Annotated in this window: 23 protein-coding genes; 16 read left to right on the forward strand and 7 right to left on the reverse strand. The window is 54.8% G+C overall.

From position 1 onward, the window contains the following. The 6 genes from KO508_RS00280 to KO508_RS00305 form a co-directional block, all read left to right on the forward strand. On the forward strand, nt 1-1,085 hold a 1,085-nt coding region (locus KO508_RS00280; RefSeq protein ID WP_216006363.1), incomplete at its 5' end, for an autotransporter outer membrane beta-barrel domain-containing protein. A gap of 593 nt (nt 1,086-1,678) precedes the next feature. Further along, on the forward strand, nt 1,679-2,053 hold the full coding sequence (locus KO508_RS00285; protein WP_216006364.1) for a DUF4398 domain-containing protein: 375 nt from the start codon (nt 1,679-1,681) through the stop codon (nt 2,051-2,053). 27 nt (nt 2,054-2,080) lie between these two features. Continuing rightward, nucleotides 2,081-2,917, forward strand: a complete 837-nt coding sequence (locus tag KO508_RS00290) for an OmpA family protein (RefSeq protein WP_216006365.1) — start codon at nt 2,081-2,083, stop codon at nt 2,915-2,917. An 84-nt stretch (nt 2,918-3,001) separates the two neighbouring features. Then, a complete protein-coding gene (locus tag KO508_RS00295) occupies nt 3,002-3,259 on the forward strand; it encodes a YdcH family protein (RefSeq protein ID WP_216006366.1) in 258 nt (85 codons plus the stop codon). 174 nt (nt 3,260-3,433) lie between these two features. Then, nucleotides 3,434-5,782, forward strand: a complete 2,349-nt coding sequence (locus KO508_RS00300) for a molybdopterin-dependent oxidoreductase (RefSeq protein WP_216006367.1) — start codon at nt 3,434-3,436, stop codon at nt 5,780-5,782. Then, nucleotides 5,751-6,206 (forward strand): DUF2489 domain-containing protein, encoded by a 456-nt coding sequence (locus KO508_RS00305; protein ID WP_216006368.1) that lies wholly within the window; start codon nt 5,751-5,753, stop codon nt 6,204-6,206. The genes KO508_RS00300 and KO508_RS00305 overlap by 32 nt, the downstream gene beginning before the upstream one ends. 278 nt (nt 6,207-6,484) lie before the next feature. Here KO508_RS00305 and KO508_RS00310 read toward each other — a convergent pair whose 3' ends face one another. The 3 genes from KO508_RS00310 to KO508_RS00320 form a co-directional block, all read right to left on the reverse strand. Further along, on the reverse strand, nt 6,485-7,849 hold the full coding sequence (locus tag KO508_RS00310; protein WP_216006369.1) for an aminoacyl-tRNA deacylase and HDOD domain-containing protein: 1,365 nt from the start codon (nt 7,847-7,849) through the stop codon (nt 6,485-6,487). Between the two features lie 145 nt (nt 7,850-7,994). Continuing rightward, nucleotides 7,995-10,070, reverse strand: a complete 2,076-nt coding sequence (gene recG, locus KO508_RS00315) for an ATP-dependent DNA helicase RecG (RefSeq protein ID WP_216006370.1) — start codon at nt 10,068-10,070, stop codon at nt 7,995-7,997. Between the two features lie 8 nt (nt 10,071-10,078). Then, entirely contained in the window at nt 10,079-11,038 is a 960-nt protein-coding gene (locus tag KO508_RS00320) for a hydrogen peroxide-inducible genes activator (protein ID WP_216006371.1), read from the reverse strand. A gap of 76 nt (nt 11,039-11,114) precedes the next feature. Between KO508_RS00320 and KO508_RS00325 the strand changes: the two genes are divergently transcribed. Beyond that, on the forward strand, nt 11,115-11,981 hold the full coding sequence (locus KO508_RS00325) for an NAD-dependent epimerase/dehydratase family protein (RefSeq protein WP_216006372.1): 867 nt from the start codon (nt 11,115-11,117) through the stop codon (nt 11,979-11,981). A 65-nt stretch (nt 11,982-12,046) separates the two neighbouring features. Here the strand turns inward: KO508_RS00325 and KO508_RS00330 are convergent, their stop codons facing one another. The 4 genes from KO508_RS00330 to gmk all read right to left on the reverse strand — a co-directional run bounded on the left by KO508_RS00330 (nt 12,047) and on the right by gmk (nt 15,631). Further along, the gene (locus KO508_RS00330) at nt 12,047-12,433 is read right to left on the reverse strand and encodes a RidA family protein (protein ID WP_216006373.1); all 387 of its coding nucleotides are present in this window, start codon (nt 12,431-12,433) and stop codon (nt 12,047-12,049) included. 89 nt (nt 12,434-12,522) lie between these two features. Beyond that, nucleotides 12,523-14,664, reverse strand: coding sequence for a RelA/SpoT family protein (locus tag KO508_RS00335; protein ID WP_216006374.1), 2,142 nt, complete (start codon nt 14,662-14,664; stop codon nt 12,523-12,525). Nucleotides 14,665-14,685: 21 nt separating this feature from the next. Beyond that, entirely contained in the window at nt 14,686-14,898 is a 213-nt protein-coding gene (rpoZ, locus tag KO508_RS00340) for a DNA-directed RNA polymerase subunit omega (protein WP_200366995.1), read from the reverse strand. Between the two features lie 85 nt (nt 14,899-14,983). Beyond that, nucleotides 14,984-15,631 (reverse strand): guanylate kinase, encoded by a 648-nt coding sequence (gmk, locus tag KO508_RS00345; protein WP_216006375.1) that lies wholly within the window; start codon nt 15,629-15,631, stop codon nt 14,984-14,986. Between the two features lie 177 nt (nt 15,632-15,808). On the opposite strand from gmk, the gene KO508_RS00350 reads away from it, so the two are divergent. From KO508_RS00350 to KO508_RS00390, 9 genes are all read left to right on the forward strand, one after another. Continuing rightward, nucleotides 15,809-16,696, forward strand: a complete 888-nt coding sequence (locus tag KO508_RS00350; RefSeq protein ID WP_216006376.1) for a universal stress protein — start codon at nt 15,809-15,811, stop codon at nt 16,694-16,696. Beyond that, entirely contained in the window at nt 16,696-17,511 is an 816-nt protein-coding gene (locus KO508_RS00355; RefSeq protein ID WP_216006377.1) for an RluA family pseudouridine synthase, read from the forward strand. Before KO508_RS00350 ends, KO508_RS00355 begins: the two co-directional genes overlap by 1 nt. 744 nt (nt 17,512-18,255) lie before the next feature. Continuing rightward, nucleotides 18,256-18,531 (forward strand): hypothetical protein, encoded by a 276-nt coding sequence (locus KO508_RS00360; protein ID WP_216006378.1) that lies wholly within the window; start codon nt 18,256-18,258, stop codon nt 18,529-18,531. Further along, nucleotides 18,528-20,048: a PepSY-associated TM helix domain-containing protein gene (locus KO508_RS00365; RefSeq protein ID WP_216006379.1), complete on the forward strand. Its 1,521-nt coding sequence runs from the start codon at nt 18,528-18,530 to the stop codon at nt 20,046-20,048. The genes KO508_RS00360 and KO508_RS00365 overlap by 4 nt, the downstream gene beginning before the upstream one ends. Next, nucleotides 20,048-21,364: an ABC transporter substrate-binding protein gene (locus tag KO508_RS00370; protein WP_216006380.1), complete on the forward strand. Its 1,317-nt coding sequence runs from the start codon at nt 20,048-20,050 to the stop codon at nt 21,362-21,364. The genes KO508_RS00365 and KO508_RS00370 overlap by 1 nt, the downstream gene beginning before the upstream one ends. Further along, nucleotides 21,357-22,394, forward strand: a complete 1,038-nt coding sequence (locus KO508_RS00375) for a FecCD family ABC transporter permease (RefSeq protein WP_216006381.1) — start codon at nt 21,357-21,359, stop codon at nt 22,392-22,394. Before KO508_RS00370 ends, KO508_RS00375 begins: the two co-directional genes overlap by 8 nt. Further along, nucleotides 22,391-23,428, forward strand: a complete 1,038-nt coding sequence (locus tag KO508_RS00380) for a FecCD family ABC transporter permease (protein WP_216006382.1) — start codon at nt 22,391-22,393, stop codon at nt 23,426-23,428. The genes KO508_RS00375 and KO508_RS00380 overlap by 4 nt, the downstream gene beginning before the upstream one ends. 63 nt (nt 23,429-23,491) lie before the next feature. Further along, nucleotides 23,492-24,301 carry an ABC transporter ATP-binding protein gene (locus KO508_RS00385; protein ID WP_436836607.1) on the forward strand — a complete coding sequence of 270 codons (810 nt, stop codon included), beginning with the start codon at nt 23,492-23,494 and terminating at the stop codon, nt 24,299-24,301. Nucleotides 24,302-24,429: 128 nt separating this feature from the next. After that, nucleotides 24,430-25,359, forward strand: a complete 930-nt coding sequence (locus KO508_RS00390) for a helix-turn-helix transcriptional regulator (RefSeq protein WP_216006384.1) — start codon at nt 24,430-24,432, stop codon at nt 25,357-25,359. Nucleotides 25,360-25,400 lie beyond the last annotated feature (41 nt).

Here is a 25,400-nt window from a genome sequence, read left to right on the forward strand (position 1 = left end):
CCGAGCCCGAGCCCGAGCCCGAAACGCCCATTGAGACCTTCGCTCTGGCGGGCATGAGCCACAACCAGACGGTAACGGCGGATGCGGCCTTCACTCTGGGCGCCGGCCACGGCGTGTATGACCGAGTGCTGAATATGAGCGAGGCCCAGGCCTTTGCTGCCATGAGCCGGCTGTCCGGAGAAATCCACACCGGCACCCGCAGCCACCAGATCAGCGGTGCCGAGCAGGTGCGCCATGCCGCCCTGCAGCGGATGAACGGGGCACAGGACCCGTCCCGGGGCCTGTGGTTCTCGGTTCTGGGGCAGAACCGTGAGCTGGACGGCGACGACCATGCCGATCTGGACAGCGAGGATTATGGCCTGCTGATCGGCGTGGATGGCCAGCTGGGCAATGGCTGGCGCCTGGGCCTGTTCGGTGGTGGCAGCACCGGTGAGGTGAGTCTGGGCGGTCAGGATGCCGCCAGCGACAACGAGACCCTCTACCTGGGGGCTTACGCCAGCCAGAACTGGAACGCGCTCCGGCTGAACCTGGGCCTGGGCTATGGCCGGGGCGCGGTCGAGACCGAGCGCCGCCAGGTGCTGGGCCAAACCCTGCGTGCTGACTACGACGTCAGCAGCCTGCTGGCATTCTCGGAACTGGGTTACCGGTTGGCATTCGGGGGCCACTGGCTGGAGCCCTATGGCGGCGTGTCCTGGGTGTCGCTGAGCAGCGACAGCGCGCAGGAGCAGGGCGGTAGTGCGGCCTTGCGGATCGACAGCCAGAACAGTGATACCGGCTTCAGCACCTTGGGCCTGCGCGGTGGCACGGATGTGGCTGTGGGTGAGAGCCAGGTCAACCTCCACGGTGGCGTGGGCTGGAAGTACGCCTTTGGCGATCGCCAGCCGGAAAGTCGCCAGACTTTTGTGGACGGCGGTAGCCGCTTTACCATCCAGGGCGCACCGCTGGCTCGCCATACGGCTGAGGTAGAGGTGGGTGTGTCGGTGCAGGTGTCATCGGATTCGACCCTGGGGCTCAGCTATCAGGGCGAGATGTCCCGTGATGCTGACAGTCAGGGTGTAAGCCTGGACTGGGCGCTTCGTTTCTGAGGCTCGTCTGTCTCCACATGGCAGTAGCCGACGGCATTGGAGGCCACTTTCACGGGTATGGCCTTTTGTTTACCCTCACGAACAAGCTGAACATTAATGGCTCGGGTCACTTTGCGACGCGCTCTTCCACTGCTGGTATTTTCCAAATTCTGAGTGTTCGCTTTGCAAGCTTTGCGGGCATTTCAGGATCTCAACCTCTGACCATGACATGGTGGTATGATCAATTCCATTTAACCCTTCGTGCCCAGTACACCCCACGCCGCTACTTACATGTACCTCCTTTTGTCATGCCTACTTTGTGACAGGTACTTCACCCCTAACCCACCCCAAAAAAACCGATACTTTCCGAATAGTTACGCCCGCTTTGCGCAGATAAACCACACCCGTATCCTGTCAACCAAACTAGGTTTATTGCGAACAAGTCATGGTTGATTGCCACCTGACTGCTAAACTAGCAAGCAAGGTGCGTTTGGCGCCCTGCATTTTACGGTTCATCTCGCCGTTCAAAAGAGTCCGTCAAATCTGTTGGCAGGAACGTTTCGTAAATTAATAGGGTCCTGCCGTACAGTTATTTCGCCGAAAGGAGATCGTGCATGATTAAGCATAAGTCGAAGTTATTCACCGCCAGCATTGCCGGTATAGCGCTTACTTTGAGCGGCTGCGCAAGCCCCGGCAAGCCACCAACAGCAGAACTTCAGTCGGCAGAAAATTCTCTCCAGCAGGCCGTTGCTGCAGACGCTCGGGAGTTTGAGCCAATTCTGCTCAACGATGCCCAAAATAAAGTCGCCGACGCAAAAAAAATGATTGATCAGGAAAAGTACACTCAGGCGGAAAGGCTACTGGAGCAAGCCGAAGTAGATGCCCAACTGGCAGCTGCTCGCGCGGACACAGCAAAAGCTAAACACGCTGTCGAAGAGATCAATCGAAATATTGAGTCCATGCGCAAGGAAATCAACCAAAGCCAGTAAATGCCATATCTTAGGAAGGAGACTGTTATGAACAAACGCAACATAACACTGGGCGTGGCTGTGGGCTTGTCAGTAATGATTTCAGGCTGTGCCACAACGCCACCTGAAAATGCGATGGTAACTGAAGCCCGCGCATCCTACGCCAAGATTCAAAACGATCCAGATGTTGCCCGCAGCGGCAACCGCCAGCTACGCAATGCCAGAGATGAATTGCAACGGGCTGAGTATTTGCTGGAGGAAGGCAAAGACACTGTTCGTATTGAGCACGCAGCCTATCTTGCCAACCGCCACGCTGAAATTGCTAACGAGCAGGGTCAGCGTGCAAGGCTACAAAAGCAGATTGACTCGGCGGAAGAGCGCCGCCGTGTGTTAACGCTAGAGCAGCGGTCAAGTGAAGCCCAACGAGCTCAAATGGAAGCCGAGCAGGCTCGCCGGGAAGCCGAAATGCTGCGCAAGCAAATGGAAGAACTACAAGCCGAACGTACAGATCGCGGCATGGTTCTGACGCTTGGCGATGTACTTTTCGACTTAAACAAAGCCGACCTAAAATCTTCGGGAGAGCAAACGGTTGCGCGCCTAGCCCAGTTCATGAAGGAATACGAAAAGCGCAGAGTCCGTGTAGAAGGTTATACCGACAGCACCGGCGACGAGTCGTACAACCAGCAGTTGTCTGAACGTCGGGCGCAAGCGGTTCGTGATGAACTGGTAGCCCAAGGCATAGACCGTCGCCGGGTTGAAGTTCGAGGGTTTGGCGAACAATACCCTGTTGCCAGTAACGACACCGGCGTTGGCAGACAGCAAAATCGTCGCGTCGAAATCGTTATTTCGGACAAAGACGGCAATATTGAAACACGTGGAAACTGAGCTAGGTCAGATACGCCTGGAGCAAACGCGCTAAGCTGAAAGTTGGCTTTAGATAACACGCTGAACAACTTGGAGTACGAACGAATGCCACTTGAAAAACACGATCTTGCACAGGACTTTCCGGAGTCTAAAGACGCTATCCATACCCTGAAGACAACCGATAACCACTTTGCGAAGCTTTTCGAAGCCTATCAAGACATCGATCACGAAGTTTATCGTATCGAACAAGAGGTTGAGACAACCTCCGATGAGTATCTGGAAGAGCAGAAAAAGAAGCGAATGAGCTTGAAAGATCAGCTCTATGGCATGATTCGTGATTATGAGGCCTCAATGGCAAGCTAGATCCGCCAAGTCCTCGCAAACCCTGCAATACCTGTAGGGTTTGCGCCTTCCTTATCCCTCCGCTAAAAACTCTTGATTCTCTCCCTCCTCGTTTCCCTCCACCGGTATTTTCCTGCTAATCTGGTTGCACAACGAAACCCAACCTGAATAATAAAAATCTCGGGAGAAACCCTCATGAAAAATGGCACCCATTACCGTACCTGTCACCTTTGCGAAGCGATGTGTGGCGTTGCCATTGAGGTAAAAGCAGGCAAAATTGCGTCTATCCGCGGGGATAACAAAGACCCTTTAAGCCGAGGCCACATTTGCCCTAAAGCAGTGGCGCTGCAAGACCTGCACGAAGATCCGGAACGCTTACGCAAGCCGGTTCGCAAAACGCCTACGGGTTGGCAGGAGATCGAATGGGACGAGGCGTTCACAACTGTTGCAGAAAAGCTTCACAGTACCCGCTCAACCCATGGCAGAAACAGTATTGGCGTATACCTTGGCAACCCGAACGTGCACAACCACGGCTCGTTAATCGCTACCATGCCGTTCCTTCGGGCCATCGGCTCTCAGAACCGCTTTTCGGCAACGTCTAACGACCAACTTCCGCATATGCTTGCGAGCTTGGAAATGTTCGGCCATCAGGTTCTGTTCCCTATCCCGGATATCGATAACACCGATTTGTTTATCTGCATTGGCGGCAACCCCATGGCCTCCAATGGCAGCTTAATGACCGTACCCGATTTTCGCGGCAGGCTAAAAGCTCTGAAACAGCGCGGCGGCAAGATGATCGTGGTAGATCCTCGGCGTACAGAAACTGCCCAACTGGCCGAAGAGTTCCATTTTATTCGCCCGGGTACGGATGCATTCCTGTTAATGGCCATGGTGAACACTTTGTTTTCGGACGGCTTGGTTCACCCGGGGCCTGCAGAGCAATTTATAAAAGATCTGGGCCTATTACGCTTGGCCGCCCTGCCCTTCACCCCTGAGGCAGTCGCTGAAACGACCGGAATTGCCGCAGCCAGCATTCGTGATCTGGCGCACCAACTTGCCAACACGCCCAAAGCGGCGCTTTATACCCGCATGGGGACCAGTACTCAAACCTTCGGGAGTATTGCGACCTGGCTCGCTTATTGTTTAAACATCCTTACCGGAAAGCTGGATAACGTTGGCGGCGTTATGTTTACTCAGCCCGCTATTGATCTTATTGCTCTGGGTGCCATGTCCGGGCAGCGAGGGCACTTTGGCAAGCGGCACAGCCGGGTGAAAGGGTTGCCGGAGTTTGCTGGCGAATACCCTGCAAGCACTATGGCCGACGAAATCCTCACTCCGGGCGAGGGGCAAATTCGAGCGTTCGTAACGGTAGCGGGTAACCCGGTGCTTTCAAGCCCCAATGGGCGGCGGCTAGACGAAGCACTGAGCGGGCTGGACTTTATGGTTTCAGTAGATTACTACATCAACGAAACCACACGCCACGCGGATATTATTCTGCCACCGACTGCCGCGCTTGAGCGTAGCCATTACGATATCGTGTTCAACATGCTGGCGGTTCGTAACGTTTCCAAATACAGCGAGGCACTTTTTGATGCTGGCACGGACAGCCGTCATGATTGGCAGATTCTGTTGGAGCTGGCTCACCGATTGGAGAAACTTCGTAAAGGTAACAAGCTGCCTCTGCGTTCAGAGCTAGGCTGGCAGGCATTCAAACGGGTTGGCCCAGACTCGCTCGTTGACTTGCTTCTGCGCACTGGCCCCTACGGCGTAGATACCAGCCGGGTGCGCGGAGTTCTGGAACCTACCACAAGCTTGATTCTAAATTTACTGCCCAAGCATCATCCATTGAAAGGTTTGGCTAAGCTAAGCTCTCTCAATCCACAGTGGAAGGAATTACCCAAAGGCCTTTCCCTCAAGCGTTTGAAAGAAAACCCTAGCGGTGTTGACCTAGGCGCTTTGCGACCTGCATTAGCGAACCGCCTATTCACCCGGGATGGAAAAATCAATCTAGCCCCGCGACGGTACTTAAAGGATGTAGAGCGCCTGCACCGGCAACTCTCTGCCCCCGCTTCAACCGGCGAACTTCTGTTGATTGGCAGGCGCCATGTGCGCACTAATAACTCCTGGATGCATAACAGCCACAGGCTGGTTAAAGGCAAAGATCGCTGCACGCTGTTGGTAAACCCGGATGATGCAAACAGGTTGGGGCTTCAAGCCGGATGCGACGCAGAGATCCGTGCAGAGAATCGTTGTATTCTATTGCCTGTAGAAATTACGAGCGACATGATGCCCGGCGTTGTTTCTATTCCCCACGGCTGGGGTCATGACCGCGACGGAACACAACAAACCACTGCATCGGCCCATGCTGGCGCAAGTATTAACGATGTGTTGAGTGATCAGCATATCGATCCGGTAGCGGGTACGTCCGTATTGAACGGACAGCCGGTAACTGTCAAAGTCTCGCAGTCAATACAGCCGTCTACATCCGCCCGAACCACACAGGGAGAACAGCATGCCTCAATGGCTACAGTGGAGCCTGATTAGTGCCGGTGCTATCGCCATCATTGCTTTGCTGGGTTTTATACGGCGGCAAATGACTATGTTGACTGAAAACCGGAGGCGCCAGCAGAAGGCTGAGGCTTTTAAGGCGAAGCGGCGTCAAGACATAGTCGACAGCATTAAGGTTATCGCCATGGCGATAGAGGAAGATCAGGTTGAGTACTCCGAGGCCTGTTTGCGCATCAAGGGCTTGCTCGACCATATTGCACCTGAATTGATGGAGAAATCACCCTTCCGTGTTTTTTTGGAAGTGCATGAAAAACTCCGCCATATGCCGACCCACCAAGCTCGTCAGGATACTGAAATTCGTTTTGTGGAAAAGATGGACAAAGAGCGATTTGAAGTAGAAAAGCGCTACGCGGATGAAATTCGCCGCGCCGCGACGGCGATACGAAACCACCGCTTTTAATTTTGTTTGAATTTGTGTCATTTTGTAACACAAAAAAGTAAAGGTGTTTTTTTATCGCATGAATATCAAAGGCTTGTTTAGCTTAAAAAAATGACGGGGCGCTCAGCTTCGTGTGCAGCGAGATAACGGCTTTTCTTTTTGCAGATTGTGTCTAACTTCAAGAGTAACAGAGCAGTAATTGTTGCACGGGTGGTCGCTCTGCGTTGCTTCTCCTGTTTTTGTTAGGACGACTCTGCCATGAGCAGAAACCTTGCCGGCCCTCTTGGCCGGCCTTTTTGTTACTGACCCATCATGCCTGCCATGGCCATAACACTGTCTTTGCTGGCCACCAGCTCGTCAAACTGTGCCTCTACCAGCTTAAGATCCAATCCCAGCTCGTCATAAATCACTTGTTCAATAGGTTCACAAGCACCTAATTGAACACCCCGTGCCGTTAGCAGTTGGCGCCCCAACCACAAAAGCCGGGCATAAACGCTGTGCGTGCCCCGGTAACGAGGATTCTTCTGATACCTTAGGGCCACGTTTACCTCATCTGGCATGCCCCAGTTTTCCATAAGCTGGGCAGCAATTTGTTCGCGGGTAATACCCAAAAGATAATGCTCGGTTACCGAGGAATCGATATTGGAGTTTACCTCTAACGAGCGGCAAACCAGCTTAAAGTGGGGAGGAAAAACCTGAGCCAACAGAATATAGCCAAAGTTGTGCAGCAGACCAGCGAGATAGGCCAAACCAAACACCGGGCGCTCACCGCGAGGCATCATGCTCGCCAGAACACCCGCCGATTGGGCTTGCCAGATGGCTTGCTGCCAATAGTCCACGTACCCATCCGGATGATCTTGCGGCTGTTTCAGCGCTCGGCCCAAAGACAAGCCCATGGCCAAGTTCATTACCATATCAAAGCCAAGTACTCTTGATACTGCATCGTGTACAGAGCGCACTTGGCCCGCGGCAGCATAAAAAGAGGAAGACGCCCAACTTACGACCTGAGCGGCCAAGCTGGGATCACTTTCTACAATATCCACCAAGTCTCCCATAACCGCGTTCGGGTTTACTCGCAGACGAATAATACGCTGAGCCGTTTCTGGCAGTGGCGGAAGCTCTAACGTGTCTTCTAGGCGCTGCTGAATGCGCAGGCTGGTAAATTTTTTGAGCGCAAAAGTCAGTTGGTTTAGATCATTAGCCGGATCATCAAGATTTACAGCTATGTTTTCAGAGGCCACGGTAAACGAGCGAAGTTCTGCATTTTTCGTCAGTGCACGGAATTCTTCAGCAGGCATAACCATCGCCAGGTTTTGCTCTCCTAGCTCCAAAGCAACACAAGGCAAATCATTAACACGCCGATCCACAATGGTGGGCCAGCCTGTTAAAGAAGGCAGCGCCGGCAGTTCCCGCAGCCCGGCGCGCTCTTTAATACGCACTTGCTCACGGGGCTTCATAAGACGGAAATCCCGCCCCAGTTGTTTGTTCAGCTGTTCAAGGTCAATTAAATCATCTTTGCAGCAGATGGCCTGAAGGTTTTCCTTGCCGTCGTGAAGCAGCACCATTCGCAATAACTCGTGGCTGTTAGCCTGACGCGTATCTCTAAGCGAAACACCTTTTGCGGATTCGCCAAGAGCCTGTTGTACCGTGACAGGTAATTCCATCATATTCTCCCAAGTATCGCTGCTGGCAGTCCGGCCAAAACGTCCGCCATTGGATTTTTAGTATAGGGTATGACTTAGCAATAAATGTTGATATAGAGCCCGTTCATAAGGATGTATTCCTAGTTGACGCGAATATCAAACCGGTTTAGACATCTCCATAACGTGTTTTTTCTCCCAGCCAACGTCGGATTAGAGCCTGTACTAACTGAGGGTGCTTCATAAGCCCCGGTGCCATCTCCCGCACTGGTTCAATCCAGCCTTTGTCACGCTCAAAGTCTGCCAGCCTGAACTGCATCATGCCAGTCTGGCGAGTGCCTAACACCTCTCCAGGCCCACGAATTTCCAAATCTTTCTCGGCGATAACAAAGCCATCCTGACTTTCACGCAGGGCTTGTAGTCTTGCTTTACCATTGGCTGACAAAGGAGGATGGTACATGAGAACGCAAAAGCTGACCTGCTCACCTCTGCCCACCCTACCCCGAAGCTGATGTAGCTGGGCCAGCCCCAAACGCTCCGGATTTTCAATAATGATCAGAGAAGCGTTGGGCACATCCACTCCCACCTCAATCACCGTGGTGGCAACGAGTAGGTCAAGCTCTCCGTGTTTGAAGCGGTTCATCACTTCGGCCTTTTCAGCCGATTTCAGACGGCCATGGACCAGCCCAACCTTTAATCCCGGCAGCCGCTCTGCCAGCTCCTGTGCGGTTACCTCTGCAGCTTGGCACTGGAGGGCTTCAGATTCTTCAATCAGGGTACAGACCCAGTAAGCCTGCCGACCCTCTGTACAAGCTCCGCGTACACGCTCAATGACAGCTTCCCGGCGGCCATCCGGAATAACGATGGTTTCAACCGGCTTGCGGCCAGGGGGTAATTCATCAATCACTGAGGTATCCAGATCGGCGTAGGCACTCATGGCCAAGGTACGAGGAATTGGGGTGGCAGTCATGATCAACTGGTGCGGCGCCAGAGTTCCACCAACGCCTTTTTCCCGCAAAGCCAAGCGCTGGTGCACACCAAACCGGTGCTGCTCATCCACAATCACCAGTGCCAAGCGATGAAACAGCACGTCTTCTTGAAACAGTGCGTGGGTGCCTATAACAACACTGGCGCGCCCTGAGTGAACTGCCTCCAGCGTCTCTTTTCGGGCTTTGCCTTTGATCTTGCCGGTCAGCCACGCCAGTTGAGTGCCCAAAGGCTCCAACCAATCACAAAAATTCTGATAATGCTGCTCAGCCAATATTTCGGTAGGCGCCATAAGCGCAACCTGAGCGCCCCCACTAATGGTCTGTATCGCGGCCAGCGCAGCCACCACGGTTTTACCCGAACCAACATCTCCCTGCACCAAACGCAGCATGGGCAGCGGCTGGCTAAGGTCTTGACGAATCTCACTCAAAACCTGACGCTGGGCGCCTGTAAGCGCAAAAGGCAGCGCATCCAGAAACCGTTCGGACAAGTTGCCGGTAGGAAGTAAGGGCAATGCTTGCCGGGCCTGAATCTGTTCCCGAACCTGCAACATGCTTAATTGATGAGCCAGTAACTCTTCCATAACCAGACGCTGCTGTGCCGGGTGGCGTCCTTCCATGAGAAGCTGAACCGGCGCATTCGCGGGGGGAGAATGCACCAATTGGACGGCCTCGGTAATTCCCGGTAGCTGATAGCACGCCAGCAATTCAGTTGGCAGCCAGTCGCGTATGGGATGCCGCTGAAGGTATCCCAAAGCCTGCTGACACAAGCCTCTGACTCTGGGCTGCTGTATACCTTCGGTCAGTGGATAAACCGGCGTAAGCGTTGCTTGCTCCCCTGAGGGCATAGCGGGTGGGTTGGTTTGGTACTCTGGGTGGTAAAACTCATATCCGGCACGTCCCGGCCGCACTTCGCCGAAGCAGCGAACCCGGGCGCCATCTGACAGCTGGTTTTTCTGGGCGGCGTTGAAATGGAAAAACCGCAGCACCAGAAATCCACTGCTATCTTTCAGAGTAACCTGCAGGCTGCGGCGACGCCCCATCACCAAATCCGACTTCATCACCTCGCCTTCTACAACCGCCACATCACCCACTCTCAAGCTGCCCATGGGTATGATTCTTGTGCGGTCTTCGTAGCGATGGGGGAGATGGAACAGCAAGTCTTGCAGCGAAGCGATACCCAGCCGCCCAAGTTTTTCAGCAAGGGCGTTTCCTACGCCCTTGAGCTCGGTGACGGGGATATCATCCAGTGATGCCATGGCTCAAATCAGTCCGTTGCGGCTGCAACCGGTGTGTCTTCCTTCGCCTTTTCAATCACCCTGCACTGGCCTGCCGCAAGCGAGAGGACATCAATAGCTTTCGGCCGCGGAAAGGTTACTCGCCAAGCCAGCGCGACAGTGCGGGATGGTACAGGCGGAGCAAAAGGTCGGGTTACGAGTACATCTTTTTGGTATTGCATGCCGGTGGCCGCAGACAGTGGAAGCACGGTAATCCCCAAACCGGAGGCGACCATGTGGCGTATGGTTTCCAATGAGCTGCCTTCGGTCACCAAAGATGGCGCACCATCATCAGCTCGGCGGGTAACCGCCTCTACTAGAGGCGGGCAGGACTCAAGGATCTGGTCCCGAAAGCAGTGCCCTGGTCCAAGTAGCAACAGCTGTTCGCGAGCAAGCTCTGCGCCGGTGATCTGTTTTCTATCTGCCAGTGGATGATCTGCTGGTAGCAGGACAACAAAAGGCTCATCGTACAAAGGCAAGGTCAGTACTTCTGCCTCTTCAAATGGTAGCGCAATGATAATGGCGTCAAGCTCGGATTGGCGCAGTTTCTGTCGCAGGTTGGCGGTGTAGTTCTCTTCTATGTAAAGGGGCATTTCTGGCGCTGCCCGGCGCAATTCGGGTAACAAGTGCGGAAATAGATAAGGCCCAATTGTGTAAATAGCACCAACCTTGAGCGGGGAGCTCAACTGATTTTTACCATCCTGAGCCATGTCGCGGATCACACCTACCTGATCCAAAACCCGCTGAGCCTGCGCAACAATGCGCTGGCCGGTTTCGGTCACACGAATGCTGCTTTTGCTGCGCTCGAACAAGGGCACGCCCAACTCGTCTTCCAGTTTTTTGACCGCAACGCTGAGCGTCGGCTGACTGACGTGGCAACGCTCGGCAGCGCGGCCAAAATGCCTTTCACGGGCAAGCGTAACGACGTATCGTAACTCGGTAAGAGTCATGGTGATCTCCGGTCAAAAGGATACGGGGCAAAGTTTCACTTATTTATGGGTTAGAGGATAAGGATTGATATTGTCTATGGCAATCGCTGATCGCAATAGTAGACCAGGAATTCTCATAGCTGGTTGTGGCAAACTCGGGGGCGCCATCGCCAGCATGCTAAAAGAGTCGGCACAGGTTTACGGACTGCGCCGCAACCCTGCCAAAGTACCTGAAGGCGTTGAGGGTATAGGTGCAGACTTAACTCGCCCGGAAACTCTAGTTGGCAAGCTACCAGATAATCTGGATACGATTATCTACTGCCTAACGCCTTCCAGTTACGACGAAAAAGGATATCGCGATGCCTATGTGTACGGGCTCTCGAACTTACTAGAAGCGTTGGGTAACAACCCGCTAAAACGGCTTTTTTTTATTAGCAGCACCAGTGTTTATGCTCAGGATGATGACAGTTTGGTCGACGAATCCAGTACCGCGTCTCCTACCCGCGTAACGGGCCAGCAAATTCTTGCCGGTGAGCGAACAGCACTCGATAGCGACCACCCCGCCACCATTGTTCGCTTCAGTGGGATTTACGGGCCATCACGACGGCGCTTTTTGGAGGAGGTCATTGAGGGCCGCATGAACCCGGTAAGGCCCGCTCCGTTTAGCAACCGCATTCATGAAGAAGATGCCGCTGCGGCAGTCGCTCATCTCAACGAGCTGGCACTTGCAGGCAAACCGCTGGATACCTGCTATGTGGCCAGTGATTGCGAGCCCGTTCGTCTTGACGAAGTGGTCGATTGGGTGCGCGAGCAGGTGCCCTGCGCCCAGCCTGTAACCGAGGCCAGAAAGGGCGGTCGCGCGGGTAGCAAGCGCTGCAACAACAGACGGCTGCTACAGACCGGATTTACATTCCGCTACCCGGACTTTCGCGCGGGATACCGCAAAATGATTGAGAAGGGTTAGTCTTAGAACGAACAAAGGCGGCCTCGGCCGCCTTTGTTTTAATCATCTTACCAATAAGCGCTGAATTAACTCAGCACCATCACAGCCTCTACTTCTACCGGAACGCCTTTCGGTAACGCCGAAACCTGTACCGCTGCCCGGGCGGGGTATGGCTCCGGGAAATACGTCGCCATGATTTCGTTAACCGTAGCGAAGTTTGCTAGATCGGTCACGTAGATGTTCACTTTAACGATATCCTTCAATGCACCGCCAGCGGCTTCACAAACCGCTTTAAGGTTATCAAATACCTGCCGGGTTTTTGCCGAAAAATCCCCTGCTACAACTTCCATGGTTCCGGGATCCAGCGGAATTTGACCGGAAATGTAGACCGTGTCGCCTGCCTTTACAGCTTGAGAGTAGGGCCCAATTGCCTGCGGTGCGTTTTCAGTCTGGATGATCGATTTGTTGGTCATATTGTTTGTTTTCCTTTCGTCTAAAACGCCAATCGTCGCTGTTCCGGGCGCGAGCTGTCAACCAGACAGACCTCCAAACTCTTGCCGGGTTAGTATTTCACTCGATTGATCGACGTAACAGCTTTGATGTTGCGTACCCGACGCATTACCCGGGCCAAATGCTTGCGGCCATGCACCTTAACAACAAGGCTAACAACGCTAAAGCGCGCGTTCTGCTCGTCGACATTTATCCGCTCTATGTTACCGTCTGCCATTGCAACCGCGTTGGCCACCTCAGCAATTACCCCACGCTGGCGCTCTAACTCAACTCGCAGCTCGACAGAGAACTCATCGGTAATGTCTTTAGCCCAGGTGAGGTGGGTCAAGCGGGTCCTGCCCTCATCATCTTCCGGTAAACGGGAACAGGTGTCGGAGTGGATAAGCATGCCACTGCCGGAATCCATCACTCCAACAACGGGGTCTCCAGGTATCGGCTTACAGCAGGCAGCAAAGTGAACCAGCATGCCTTCGGTACCTTGTATGGTAACCGGCGTATCACTGCCACCCTGAACATCCTTAATCGCCCCGTTTGGCTCTTCGCTTTCAGCACCACTCACCAACTGACGCGCTACCAAATACGCCATGCGGTTACCCAAGCCAATATCACTGATTAGCTCATCAAAGCTATTTACCTGATTGTGGTTCACAACGACCTGCTTCTGAGCATCATCAATATCAGCTAGACGCGCACCGAAACCATTGAGAGACTTTTTCAACAGCGCACGGCCCAATTCCATCGACTCCGCCAACTTTTGGCTGTTTAGGGTATGGCGAATACTGCTACGCGCTTTTCCTGTCACCACAAAACTCAGCCAAGCAGGGTTCGGGCGGGCACCCGGGGCAGTAATAATCTCTACTGTTTGGCCACTTTGAAGAGGCTTACTCAGAGACCCGAGATTGCGATTAATGCGACAAGCAACCGTAGCGTTACCGATGTCCGTGTGGATGGCATAAGCAAAGTCCACCGGTGTTGCGCCCCGGGGCAGCTCCATGATCTTACCCCTTGGGGTGAACACATAAATTTCGTCCGGGAAGAGATCCACTTTAACGTGTTCAATAAACTCAAGGGAGTCATCCGCGCGCTCGCGCATTTCCATCAAGCCCTTAACCCAACGGTCTACTCGCGTCTGATTGACACTTGTAGCGCTGGTCGGCTCGTTTTTATACATCCAATGGGCTGCAATGCCATCGTTGGCAATGTGTTCCATTTCCTCGGTACGAATCTGGATTTCGATATTTACGTGCATACCAAAAAGGGTGGTATGCAACGACTGATAACCATTGGCCTTGGGCATAGCAATATAGTCTTTGAACCTGCCCGGCATCGGTTTATAAAGGCTGTGAACCGCACCCAAAATCCTATAACAGTCGTCTTCAGTATCGGTAATGATTCGGAAGGCGTACACGTCCATGATTTCATAGAACGATTTCTGCTTAAGCTTCATCTTGTTGTAGATACTGTTCAGGTGCTTTTCGCGCCCAAGTATCCTGCCCGGCAATCCACGCTCTTCCAGTTTTTCCTGCAGCCGGCCACGTATTTCTTCAATGATTTCACGGTGGCTGCCACGCGCTTTGGCCACAGCTTTAGAAATATAACGGGATCGCATTGGGTGGAGCGCTGCAAAGCCAAGATCTTCAAGCTCTGTGGAAATTGCATGCATGCCAAGGCGGTTGGCAATGGGAGCGTATATGTCTAGGGTTTCGGTGGCAATGCGCTGGCGTTTTTCGTAGGGCATGGGGCCCAGAGTGCGCATGTTGTGCAAGCGGTCAGCAAGCTTAACCAGAATAACCCGGATATCTCGGGCCATGGCCAAGGTCATTTTCTGGAAGTTTTCTGCCTGAGCTTCGGCACGGGAACGGAACTCTATTTGGGTCAGTTTACTGACACCATCCACCAATTCAGCCACATCCTCGCCGAACTGTTCAGCAAGGGCATCTTTGGGGATACCCGTATCTTCTATAACATCGTGAAGCATTGCAGCCATCAAGCTCTGATGATCGAGCTTGAGGCCTGCAAGAATGTGAGCAACTGCGAGAGGGTGAGTTATGTAGCGGTCACCGCTTTTTCGCATCTGGCCCTCATGGGCCTGCTCGGCATAATAGTATGCTCGTCGCACCTGATTAATGCGACTGGTATCAAGATAGGTACTAAGCTCGCCCGCTAGCCCTTCTACCTTAGCCTCATGCGACACCGCAATCTATCCGAAACCGCCCTAATCTTCTTCGATTTCAGTTAGCAGATCGCGGCTAACCAAGCCAGCGGCGATTTCGCGCAGGGCGATAACCGTAGGCTTATCGTTTTCTTCCGCAACCATCGGCTCAGCGCCTTTTGTGGCAATCTGGCGGGAACGCTTGGTCGCCAGCATGACCAACTGGAAGCGGTTATCCACATGTTCGAGACAATCTTCAACGGTAACTCGTGCCATAACATCCCCGACAAAATTAAAATGACTGATTTAGCAGACCGCGTAGTTTACTGCTAGCGGCACAAATTGTATACAGCAAAAGCCCCTATCGGGCCTTGCTCTCACTTGTTTCAATGAGCCCCGAGAGCAGTCGGCTGTGCCGGGCCTGCTGACTGGCTATACGTAAACGCTGGCTACGTACAATAGCCAAGAGGTCGGTTAGCGCTTCCTGAAAGCCGTCATTCACTACCAAGTAGTCAAATTCCCCGACATGCTCGCATTCTTTTCTGGCTTCGGATAAACGCCGCTCCATTACTTCCGTTGCGTCCGTACCACGGCCCACCAGACGATCCCGCAAGGTTTCATAAGAAGGCGGTACAATAAATATGCTTACGCATTCTGGAATAAGCCGACGCACCTGAGCAGCGCCCTGCCAGTCGATTTCGAGAATAACGTCTCGCCCACTGGACACCATTTCCCGAACCCATACCTGCGACGTGCCGTAATAGTTACCGAAAACGTCTGCATGCTCCAGAAAGTCGCCACGACCTATCATAGCCTCAAATTCTTCACGGCTTACAAAATGGTAGTTAATGCCGTCTTTCTCGCCTTCACGCATGGGGCGCGTGGTATGAGATACAGATACTCCCAACTTTTGATCTGCATGCAACATTTCTGCTACAAGACTGGTCTTGCCAGCACCCGATGGCGCAGAAATAACAAACAGCGTACCCGTTTCACCGGACTGGCTCATGATTCGACAACTCCTGAACTGGGCTTGGCCGCCACTACTGGAGACCCGCAAAGCCGGTAATTATACGATCTTTGACCAAACAGCGCATCCCGGATGCCGCCACAACTGGTAATATCGAAGTGCGTAGCAGCCAAGAAAAGACACCACACTCAAGCTCAGCAAACAACGGAAGGCAGCATGGACAAATTTCTGATTGTCATGGACCCGGCCCACCAGCACCAAAAAGCTCTGGCAAGGGGAATCGAACTGGCACGCGCAACGGGCGCCCATCTGGAAATTGTGGCCTTTATCCATGAGCACCTCGGCGCCTTGCCCTCAGACGCTACAGTGCAGCAACGCGCCCGAGATGCACTCATTGACCTTCGCCAACGTTGGATGGATCAAATGCTGGCTCTTTCAGATTGCGGCGACCTGCAGGTCTCCACACATACGGTGTGGGAAAAGAACATACACCAGTGGATAATCGAACACTGCCGCCCTAATCGTTTCAAGGCTGTCATCAAAACCGGCAACCGTTCCGAGACCTGGCGGTATACGCCAACCGATTGGCACCTGATCCGTGAGTGCTCGGTACCTGTCATGCTGGTTGCGGAGCAGAAGTGGAATCACGCTCACCCGATTCTGGCTGCAGTGGACTTAAGCTCTACCAAGCCCGTTAAAAAAGCCCTCAATACAAAGATCATTGAGCAGGCAAGCGCTCTGGCAAAAGCCTTCGACAGCGAAGTGCACTTGGTTCATGCGCTGCATATTTCCGAGGTATTGGCAGACCTTGAGATCATCAATGTAGCCGAGCATGAACAAAAACGCAGAGCCGCATTGGAGCCCGCCATTACGCACCTATGTAACACCTGGCGCTTGAGTCTGGAGCAGGTGCACATGGCCGTTGGCCCTGCACACAAGGTTATCCCCAGCGTAGCCAGCAAATTGAAAGCCGACATGGTGGTCATTGGAACCAGCGGTAAAACCGGCCTGAAGGCTCGCGTGATTGGCAACACTGCAGAGAAGGTGCTCACTCACCTGAGAACCGACCTGCTTGCAATCAAGCCCGGAGATGCCACCCAGTAATGCGCAGAAAATTCGACGTTACAACTGAACAGCCAGAAACCGCCAGTGAAGCCTTGAGTCAGGCATCGGGGTTACCGCGCCAGCGCATCAAAGACGCCATGAACAAGGGAGCCTGCTGGTGGACACTCAAAGGCAAAACTGTGCGGCTCCGGCGGGCGACTAAGGAACTCAAAGCCGGCACCCGGCTGCAACTCTATTATGATGAGAAGGTTCTGAGCCGCAAACCAGAAGCCGCAACCCTAATAGAAGATAAAAGCCGCTACAGCGTTTGGTACAAACCCCATGGATTGCTGGCTCAGGGCTCGCAGTGGGGGGACCACTGCAGCCTGCTACGCCACGCAGAGCTTGAATTGAAGCGCCCCTGCTTTCTTATCCACCGGTTGGATGGGGATGCTGCCGGGCTAATGCTGATTGCCCACGACTCGAAAGCCGCTGGCGCGCTCTCCCAATGCTTTGCCGGACGCACCATGGCCAAACACTATCTGGCCAGAGTAACCGGAATTATCAACGCTCAAAACCAGCTAATCGACACACCCGTTGATGGCAAAGCCGCCATCAGTCGCGCAACTACGCTAAGCGTCGACGAAGCCACTGAAACCAGCCTTCTGCAAGTGATTATCGAGACAGGCCGCAAACACCAAATCCGCAAACACTTGCAGAGCATTGGTCATCCAATTATTGGCGACCGGCTGTATGGCAAGCCTGCACGAGTTCCACTGCAATTACTCGCTGCTAGCCTTGAGTTTCACTGCCCTCTTAGCCGCCAGCGGGTAAAATTGGCATTGCCAGAAGAACTGAGGCGTCTAAGCACCTGAGCTCCTTTTGTCACTCCTAGTTAACCGAGAACTGCACTCCTGCGGTGGTAACGGGCTGGACGATGCCAAACAAGGTTTGTAACAGGCGCCTTTGTGCTTCACGGCCACACTGCACCAATCGATGCATACCCTCAAGCACAACCCGATAGCCCGCACACTTGGAGAGAAAATCGTTTAATGCTTCGTGAAGGTAGCATTGTAGATGCTCCCATCATTTCTGCACCAAGCTCCACGAAGAATGAAAGCGATCAGCGCGACCGAATCGTCGGGCCGCCTATGATGCCCCAGGCCAGAATAGGCAATCAGTCGCACTTTCACATGAACATGCACAGCAGCGTCGAGAACACGCCCGGGCGAAAGTGGAACTCCCATTCAGGTAAATCAAACAAATTTTTGGCTATAGCAAGGTCAGCTATCTTGGCCTTGCTAAAAACAGTAACCGTCTGCACATACCCGTTACTCCGGCAAGTCTCCGAGAGCCATGCCTAATAAGAATAGACCTCAGGAATGCCCCGTAGCTTCACTCAACCTTCCAGAATAGAAAGGCTTCTATCCGCGCAAGATGCTCAGGTAGGACGTCAAGGAATCTATGTCATATGCCACAATGTTTATGCATCCTGCCAAAGCATCTGTTTGATGAATGCGACCGTCTAAACCAGTCGATAGACTGCCTTCGCTCAGCGCATCCGGGTCTCTCCCATCCGGGTGTCCGCCGTCTCGCTCACCGTTGGACAGGACAGATTCATGACGGCTAAAGTTCGGTTTTATCCAGCCCCCTTGCTCAGGACGCTGGTTGCCATCGTCTGTGCGTTCCTGTTGACGCGCTGGAGCAGCCTGGCGGTGCTGGCCTTACCCTGGCAGCCGGAGCAATCCGTGGTCGCCGGTATGTTGCTGGGATTTAGCATCTTCGCGGCCACGGTGATCTGGGTTTTCGTTGCGGGCAGCCTGCGCAGTGCGTGCCTTGGCATTCTGCCTGCCGGGGCATTTCTTATGTATTTCAGTCAGCAGGGCGGCTTGTGATCGCGCCTCTGGGAGCGGGTGTACGCCAGCGTATGGCGCAATTGCATCGCTGGGCGGGTCTGCTCTTGGGTTGGTTACTGTTTGTCATTTTTCTGACCGGCACCCTGAGCTTTTTTCGCCAGGAAATCACATTATGGATGCAACCGGAACGCCCCTTAGTCTCCGAAACAGTTCCGTCGGCTCTGGCGCTTGAACAAGCGTCCGGTTATCTGCAACGGCATGCTTCCGAAGCCAGCCACTGGACCGTAACGCTTCCGGGCACGCGTGACCGTCTGGTTCACCTGAACTGGCGGGGGGCCAACGGGCAGGGCCAAGTCTACCTGAATCCGATGGGTGGAGAGGTGATACCCGTCCGAGACACCCGCGGCGGGGATTTTTTCTATCGCTTCCATTTCCAGTTGCACTACCTGCCGGTTCTCTTTGCCCGTTATCTGGTGGGCATTGCAGCCATGCTGATGCTACTGGCCCTGATCAGTGGCGTCATCACCCACAAGAAAATTTTCAAGGACTTCTTCACCTTTCGCTCGGGCAAAGGCCAACGCTCCTGGCTGGATGCACACAATGGCTTTTCAGTCCTCGCCCTGCCTTTCCACCTGATGATCACCTACACAGGGCTCGTCACCCTTATGATGCTGTACATACCCTGGGGACTGAACCAAGCGTTTCCTGAACCTGAACAGCGCCAACGCCTGATCAGCGATGTGTTTGCTGTCATACCGACGGAGCCCCCTTCCGGCGAACGGACGCCGATGGTGGCTTTGCCAGCGTTACTCGCACAGGCCGAGGCACATTGGGAAGGAGCGAAGGTTGGTCGGGTTCAGGTCTCCAACCCCGGTGATCGGCATGCCCGGGTCGTTATGGAAGCCAGAAGCGACCAGCCGGACCTGCTGGGCATCCGTGGTCACCCCCCCTTTCTGGTCTTTGATGCTGGCAGTGGCGAACCGCTGAGAGAGAAAGTCTCGGCGCCAGCCTACGATACCTACGGCCTTCTATTGGGGCTGCATCTTGGGCGCTTTGCCGACTGGCCCACCCGTTGGCTCTATGCCCTGCTGGGCGTTGCCGGGTGTGGCATGCTGGCCTCCGGGTTAATACTCTGGTCCGTCAAGCGGCGCCAGAAGCCGGGGCATTCCGCTGTGGGCCTCTGGCTGGTCGACCGGCTCAATCTGGCAACCCTGGCCGGTTTTCCGGTGGCGGTCGTGGCTTTTTTCTGGCTGAACCGATTGCTGCCAGCGGCATGGCCAGAGCGATCCCAGTGGGAAATTCACGGGCTGTTTCTGGCTTGGCTGGCCATGCTCATTCACGCACTCATTCGCCCCTTACACGCCGGTTGGCGGGAGCAACTGGGGCTGGCCGGCGCACTGTTGCTGGGCCTTCCTGTTCTGAACATGGTGACCACGGAAAGAGGGTTCGCCACCAGCCTGGTTGCCGGTGACTGGTTGTTTGTCGGTTTTGATCTGGCTCTGATCATTCTGGCAGCCCTGATGTTCCGGTTCGCCCGACAAAAGCGAGCCTCCTGATGACGCATCTGATCGTATTCACCCTCTCCTTCGCAGGGTTTCAACTGTTGGCGATAACCACCCCCAAGGGAACATTCCGGCATCGGCGCGATGGGTTCTGGTTGGGCTGGCTGATGTTGCTGACGGCGCTGATAGCGGCTATCCATATCTGGCACCCCGGATTGGGCGTGACGCTTTGGCTCGGTTATCTCAGTGCCGGCGCAGGCGCCGTATTTGTACTGAACATGTCGGGGCGTCGTCATGGTCTCTTTACTCGATGGCCCATCATTTCGGTCATGCTGTTCGGTGCAATACTTCTGGTTCTTTCCGGTTGTGACCGCACATCCGCGCTACCCGATGACAAGGCGACGAACCCAGCCTCCTTGTCACCATCCCGGGCATCCAGTTTTCCGGTCCGGATCCGCACCGCCCATGGGGAAGCGTATATCGCCCGCCCCCCCGAGCGGCTGGTCACTCTTGGAGCAGCCGCGGAAGACTGGGCGCTTCAATTGGGGGTGGTGCCGGTTGCAATTGAGCCCCATTACTGGGGCGGAGATCACGCCGGTTACCTGCCCTGGTTCCGTGACGCAGTGCAGGCTCAGGGGGGCAAGTTGCCGGACATCATCAGCAGCTACCCGGAGCTGGATGTGGAGCGCCTGCTCGCCCTGCAGCCGGACCTGATTCTGGCGCCGCAATCCGGACTGACGCGCGAAAGCTATCATCAACTCAGTCAGTTGGCACCGGTTGTCGGCTATCCCAGCCAGCCATGGCTAACCCCGGTTGAGGATCAGGTTCGGCTAATTGCCAGAGCATTAGGCCGATCGAATCGCGGCGAGGCTCTATTGGCAGAGCGTCGGGCCTATCTAGCGGCCCATGCCAAGGCGAATCCTCATTTTTCCGGGGTATCCCTGGCCTATATCAATGCGGCAAGCCGGGTCGGCAACCTGTCAGTGTATGTGCGGGGTGACCCACGTGTCGATGTGCTGTTGGCACTGGGTTTCGTTGAACTGCTTGAACTGGCGGATCTGCAGGCAAGCCGTGGCCACTTTGCCGCCCTGCTCGGTCTGGAGCAGGCTGACCGGCTGGATAAGGCCGGCCTGATTATCAGCTGGTACAGCTCTGAGCAAAGCCGGCGTCAGGTTGAATCCCTGCCGTTGATTCGTCGGTTGCCAGCCTTGCGGGAGTCCCGCTATCTGGCCATTACAGACCCTGCACTGGTGATGGCCAGTTCTTACGGCAGCTTGCTCAGTTTGCGCTGGAGCCTGCCCCAGCTGATCGCCCAACTCAATCAGGTTTTGCTACCGGCACTCGCAGAGGAAGGCAGTCTCTATGATTAGTAACGCAGACCTTCTTACCGAGAAGAGGCCAATCCCCGTTTCGATCAAGCTGGGCCTGCTGACCGTTATTCTGGCGTTTCTGGTTCTGGCGAATCTACTGGGCGGAACCCGCTGGCTTTCCCCCGCCTTACTGATGCAGCTGTTTGAGCCCCCCGGTAACAGTCATGAGCTTCTGGTTCTGCAAGCACGACTCCCGCGCTTACTGATCGGTCTGTTGGCAGGAATGGCACTGGCGGTGGCGGGCACAGTAATTCAGGCACTGTGTCGCAATCCATTGGCCGATCCCGGCTTGCTGGGTGTCAATGCCGGTGCCAGTGCCTCGCTGGTCACCCTGAGCCTGTTGCCGGTAGCCGCTGAATGGGGCCTGTTCTGGCAGGCATTACCCGGAGCGCTGTTGGCCAGTGCCTGCGTCTATATGCTGTCATTGCTACAGCATGCCAGTGGACAGTCGCAGGCTCCTGTACGCCTGATTCTGGCAGGAGCAGCCATCAGCGCTGTGTTGGGGGCCTATGTTCAGGCCCGAGTGCTGCTGAATCCACAATTATTCGATGGTTTTCGCTACTGGATGGCGGGTTCACTGGCCGGTCTGCGCTGGGCCGACGTGCATGCTCTCTGGCCTTACCTGATTCCCTCGGCGATCACTCTATGGCTCTTGTCACCCGGGCTGAACCTGTTGCTTCTGGATCGAAGTACGGCCCTGTCACTGGGCGCCAGTCTGCAGCGACATTCCGTACTCGCCTGGCTCAGTGCTACCCTGCTTTGTGCCGCTGCAACGGCTGTCGTCGGTCCTCTGGCGTTTGTCGGCCTGGCATCTGGCCACCTGGCTCGGGCCTGGCTCCCCCAGTCGTTTCAACTTCTATTACCTGGCACTGCGCTGATCGGCGCGGGGCTGGTGCTGCTGGCCGATCTGATGGCCAGAACCTTGCTGCCGCCAAGGGAACTGCTTACCGGAATCCTGATCGCCGCTCTGGGAGCCCCTTTTCTCTATATTTCGGCACGCAGCGCGGCCGGGGAGCGGAGCGCCTCATGAGTGTTTCTCGCTTTCCTGTGTGGCAATGGGGCCCTCTTACGATCCGGGCGCCCGCCCGAGGCGCCGTAAAGACCGCCGTATTTGGCACCCTGGGGGTCTTCCTGGCCCTGGCGTTGAGCCTGACGCTGGGCGAAGCCGGGCTGTCTCCGGACCGCCTGCTTCAGGCCTTTCGTGGCGAAGCCGAACCCTACGAACACTGGCTGTTTTGGCAATCACGTTTACCCAGAGCACTGACTGCACTGGGAGTGGGTGTAGCGCTGGGGGTTGCCGGCGCCATCTTTCAGAGCCTGAGCCGCAACCCGCTGGGGAGTCCGGATATTATCGGTATCAATGCCGGTGCCAGTGCCGGAGCCGTCCTATGGCTGCTACTTGTACCGGGGATGTCAGTTGCCTGGGGGGCCCTGATTGGTGTCGTAACCGTGCTGCTTTTGCTGATACCAGGGATGGGGAGAAACGGACAACTGTCTCGCAGTCTGGTGCTCATGGGTGTCGCAATCAATGCGCTTGCCATTGCTCTGGTGCAGTTTGCCCTGACGCTGGTACAACGAGAACAGGCCCAGCAAATGCTGGGTTATCTGGCCGGCAGCCTGTCTCATAGAGATTGGCAGCAAGTCACCTTGATTGCCACAACCCTCGCCGTAGCATTGCCTGGGCTGCTGCTATTGAGCCGTCGGCTGGGACTGCTGGCGTTGGGACGGGATACCGCAATAAGTCTGGGCGTCCCTCTGCGCACCACCCAGTTACTCGCACTCGTACTCGCCACGGTTCTGGCACTGGGCGCAGTGCTGTGTGCCGGGCCGGTCGCCTTTGTTGCTCTGGTCGCCCCCCACCTGGCCCGCTGGAATGGGAAACAACTGGCTTTGCTACGCTCAGGGTTAATCGGCGCCTTGCTGCTGTTAGGGGCCGATACATTAACTTTGATATTGCCGGGAACTCAGCGGCTGCCAGTCGGGGTGCTGACCGCCATGCTGGGCGGCGCCTATCTTGCCTGGATCCTGTTTGCCGAACTCTTCCGACAAAGAACACGGTCCTGAACACCGCTGACATTAGATAAAACCGAGGAGATCCCCGTGACACCCAAGCAACCAAAGGACTGTATTCTGCAAGGGCAAGAGCTGCATCTGGACTATGCCGGAAAATCCGTAATCGCCGGGTTGAACATTCATATTCCTCGTGGGCGGCTCACCGTTATTCTGGGCACCAACGGGTGTGGTAAGTCCAGCCTGCTAAAGATGCTCAGCCAGGTGTTGCCCCCCAGCAAAGGGCGAGTCATGCTGGATGGAAAAACGCTGGCAGACATGGGCAACAAGGAGAGAGCGCGGCAACTGGCGCTGCTGGTGCAAAAACCCGAACTGCCGGAAGGAATCGAAGTTCAGGAACTGGTCAGCCGGGGCCGATACCCTCATCAAACGTTGTGGCAGCAGTGGTCACCTGACGATGAACGCGCCGTTGCCAACGCCCTGTCGGCAACCGGGTTAACCGGCATGGCTCGGCATCCGGTCGCCAGCCTGTCAGGTGGCCAGCAGCAACGGGTTTGGCTGGCGTTAGTGCTGGCCCAGCAAAGTGAAGTCCTGTTACTAGATGAACCCACTTCGTTTCTGGATATCCGAGCCCAACTGTCGGTTATGGATTTTTGCAAAGCCCTGAGGCAGCAGGGCAGAACTCTGGTGCTCGTGTTGCATGATATCAATCAGGCTCTGCGCTATGCCGATCATCTGCTGCTAATGCGAGAGGGGCGAATACTGGCACAAGGGGCTCCCACAGCACTGATCAGCGAACAGTTATTGAGGGAAGCGTTTGACCTCGATGCTCGCATTATTCAAGACCCCGAAGCGGGCTGCCCGATGCTGATACCCCGAGTCAGGCAGTACGACCATGCCTGGGATAGAAGGGTACGCCCTGCTTGAAGATCGGCGGCCCCTCACTCGCCAAAAAACATGATAATCATTTAGATTTGCACTTTTAACTACTGGCAGGATAATAGGCCTTGTTGAATCATTATTACGCCTAATCAGCCAGCGGATTGTATCTCCTCATGCCAGATCGCCATTCTCAGGGGCCATTGGACACACGATTTTTTACGTATCAGGATCTGCTTGCTTTTGGCAGTAGGTATGCACTGGATTACCGCTTTCCTGACTGGTCTGGCTCAGGCAATATCCTGCAAGGTCAGGTAGAAGAGTTTCGGTTGCGTCCTGGCATGCAGCTGGTTTGCTCCAATGTTCGGGTGATCGAACCTTACGAATCCAGTTCGCTGGACCCTGCCCCACTTAACATCATCATCGTGCTGCAAGGGCGTGTCAGCCTAATCCTCAGGGGCGAGACCATCGAACTGTCGGAGCAAATGGCCGTAGCTCTGAGTCTGGAAAAAGAAGTGCAGTTTGATGCCTTACAACAGGCTGGACAGGACCTCAGGGTGTTGACCCTGAGCCTTGACCATGTAGCGCTAGATCAATTACAAGTCCCCATCCGCAGGGGCAACGGGTGGTTTACCTGGCGATTACCCCCGCACCTTTATCAGGGACTACAGCTCTTCCGCAACGATACGAGTCTGGCAAAACTCTATATCGAAGGCCTGAGCCTGCAAATCCTGTCACAAGGCCTGAAGCTCGATAAGCCATGCACATCAACGTGTAAGGTTCGCATTCACCCGAAGGAACGGTTGCGTCTGGAACGCGTTCGGGATCGGATTGTGGCCCATCCGCAAGCAGAGTATAGCCTCAATGAACTGGCCCAAACGGCTGCCATGAGCCCGAGCAGCTTGCGCAGCAAATTTAAAGCCTGCTACGGGCAAACACTATTCGACTTCCTGAAAGAACAGCGACTGCAAATGGCACGAGACTATCTGTTGAGGGGGTTTAGCGTACAGCAAGCTGCACATTTCACCGGCTACAGTTATGCCACCAATTTCACAACAGCCTTTCGAAAACACTTTGGTATTGCCCCCAGCTCCCTGATTCGCTGACTTCATCGCAAACTGCATAGCCATCCTGTCGTTCGGCATAG

The organism is Marinobacter salexigens (assembly GCF_018860765.1).
Taxonomy (GTDB): domain Bacteria; phylum Pseudomonadota; class Gammaproteobacteria; order Pseudomonadales; family Oleiphilaceae; genus Marinobacter; species Marinobacter salexigens_A.

What these genes read in the sequence shown, in the direction of transcription:
- KO508_RS00320 (WP_216006371.1), bottom strand. Translation starts at nt 11,038, where the DNA reads ATGACTCTTACCGAGTTACGATACGTCGTTACGCTTGCCCGTGAAAGG.
- KO508_RS00290 (WP_216006365.1), top strand. Translation starts at nt 2,081, where the DNA reads ATGAACAAACGCAACATAACACTGGGCGTGGCTGTGGGCTTGTCAGTA.
- rpoZ (WP_200366995.1), bottom strand. Translation starts at nt 14,898, where the DNA reads ATGGCACGAGTTACCGTTGAAGATTGTCTCGAACATGTGGATAACCGC.
- KO508_RS00305 (WP_216006368.1), top strand. Translation starts at nt 5,751, where the DNA reads ATGCCTCAATGGCTACAGTGGAGCCTGATTAGTGCCGGTGCTATCGCC.
- KO508_RS00325 (WP_216006372.1), top strand. Translation starts at nt 11,115, where the DNA reads ATGGCAATCGCTGATCGCAATAGTAGACCAGGAATTCTCATAGCTGGT.
- KO508_RS00295 (WP_216006366.1), top strand. Translation starts at nt 3,002, where the DNA reads ATGCCACTTGAAAAACACGATCTTGCACAGGACTTTCCGGAGTCTAAA.
- recG (WP_216006370.1), bottom strand. Translation starts at nt 10,070, where the DNA reads ATGGCATCACTGGATGATATCCCCGTCACCGAGCTCAAGGGCGTAGGA.
- KO508_RS00355 (WP_216006377.1), top strand. Translation starts at nt 16,696, where the DNA reads ATGCGCAGAAAATTCGACGTTACAACTGAACAGCCAGAAACCGCCAGT.
- KO508_RS00380 (WP_216006382.1), top strand. Translation starts at nt 22,391, where the DNA reads ATGAGTGTTTCTCGCTTTCCTGTGTGGCAATGGGGCCCTCTTACGATC.
- KO508_RS00370 (WP_216006380.1), top strand. Translation starts at nt 20,048, where the DNA reads ATGACGCATCTGATCGTATTCACCCTCTCCTTCGCAGGGTTTCAACTG.
- KO508_RS00300 (WP_216006367.1), top strand. Translation starts at nt 3,434, where the DNA reads ATGAAAAATGGCACCCATTACCGTACCTGTCACCTTTGCGAAGCGATG.
- KO508_RS00350 (WP_216006376.1), top strand. Translation starts at nt 15,809, where the DNA reads ATGGACAAATTTCTGATTGTCATGGACCCGGCCCACCAGCACCAAAAA.
- KO508_RS00310 (WP_216006369.1), bottom strand. Translation starts at nt 7,849, where the DNA reads ATGGAATTACCTGTCACGGTACAACAGGCTCTTGGCGAATCCGCAAAA.
- KO508_RS00375 (WP_216006381.1), top strand. Translation starts at nt 21,357, where the DNA reads ATGATTAGTAACGCAGACCTTCTTACCGAGAAGAGGCCAATCCCCGTT.
- KO508_RS00330 (WP_216006373.1), bottom strand. Translation starts at nt 12,433, where the DNA reads ATGACCAACAAATCGATCATCCAGACTGAAAACGCACCGCAGGCAATT.
- KO508_RS00360 (WP_216006378.1), top strand. Translation starts at nt 18,256, where the DNA reads ATGACGGCTAAAGTTCGGTTTTATCCAGCCCCCTTGCTCAGGACGCTG.
- gmk (WP_216006375.1), bottom strand. Translation starts at nt 15,631, where the DNA reads ATGAGCCAGTCCGGTGAAACGGGTACGCTGTTTGTTATTTCTGCGCCA.
- KO508_RS00390 (WP_216006384.1), top strand. Translation starts at nt 24,430, where the DNA reads ATGCCAGATCGCCATTCTCAGGGGCCATTGGACACACGATTTTTTACG.
- KO508_RS00285 (WP_216006364.1), top strand. Translation starts at nt 1,679, where the DNA reads ATGATTAAGCATAAGTCGAAGTTATTCACCGCCAGCATTGCCGGTATA.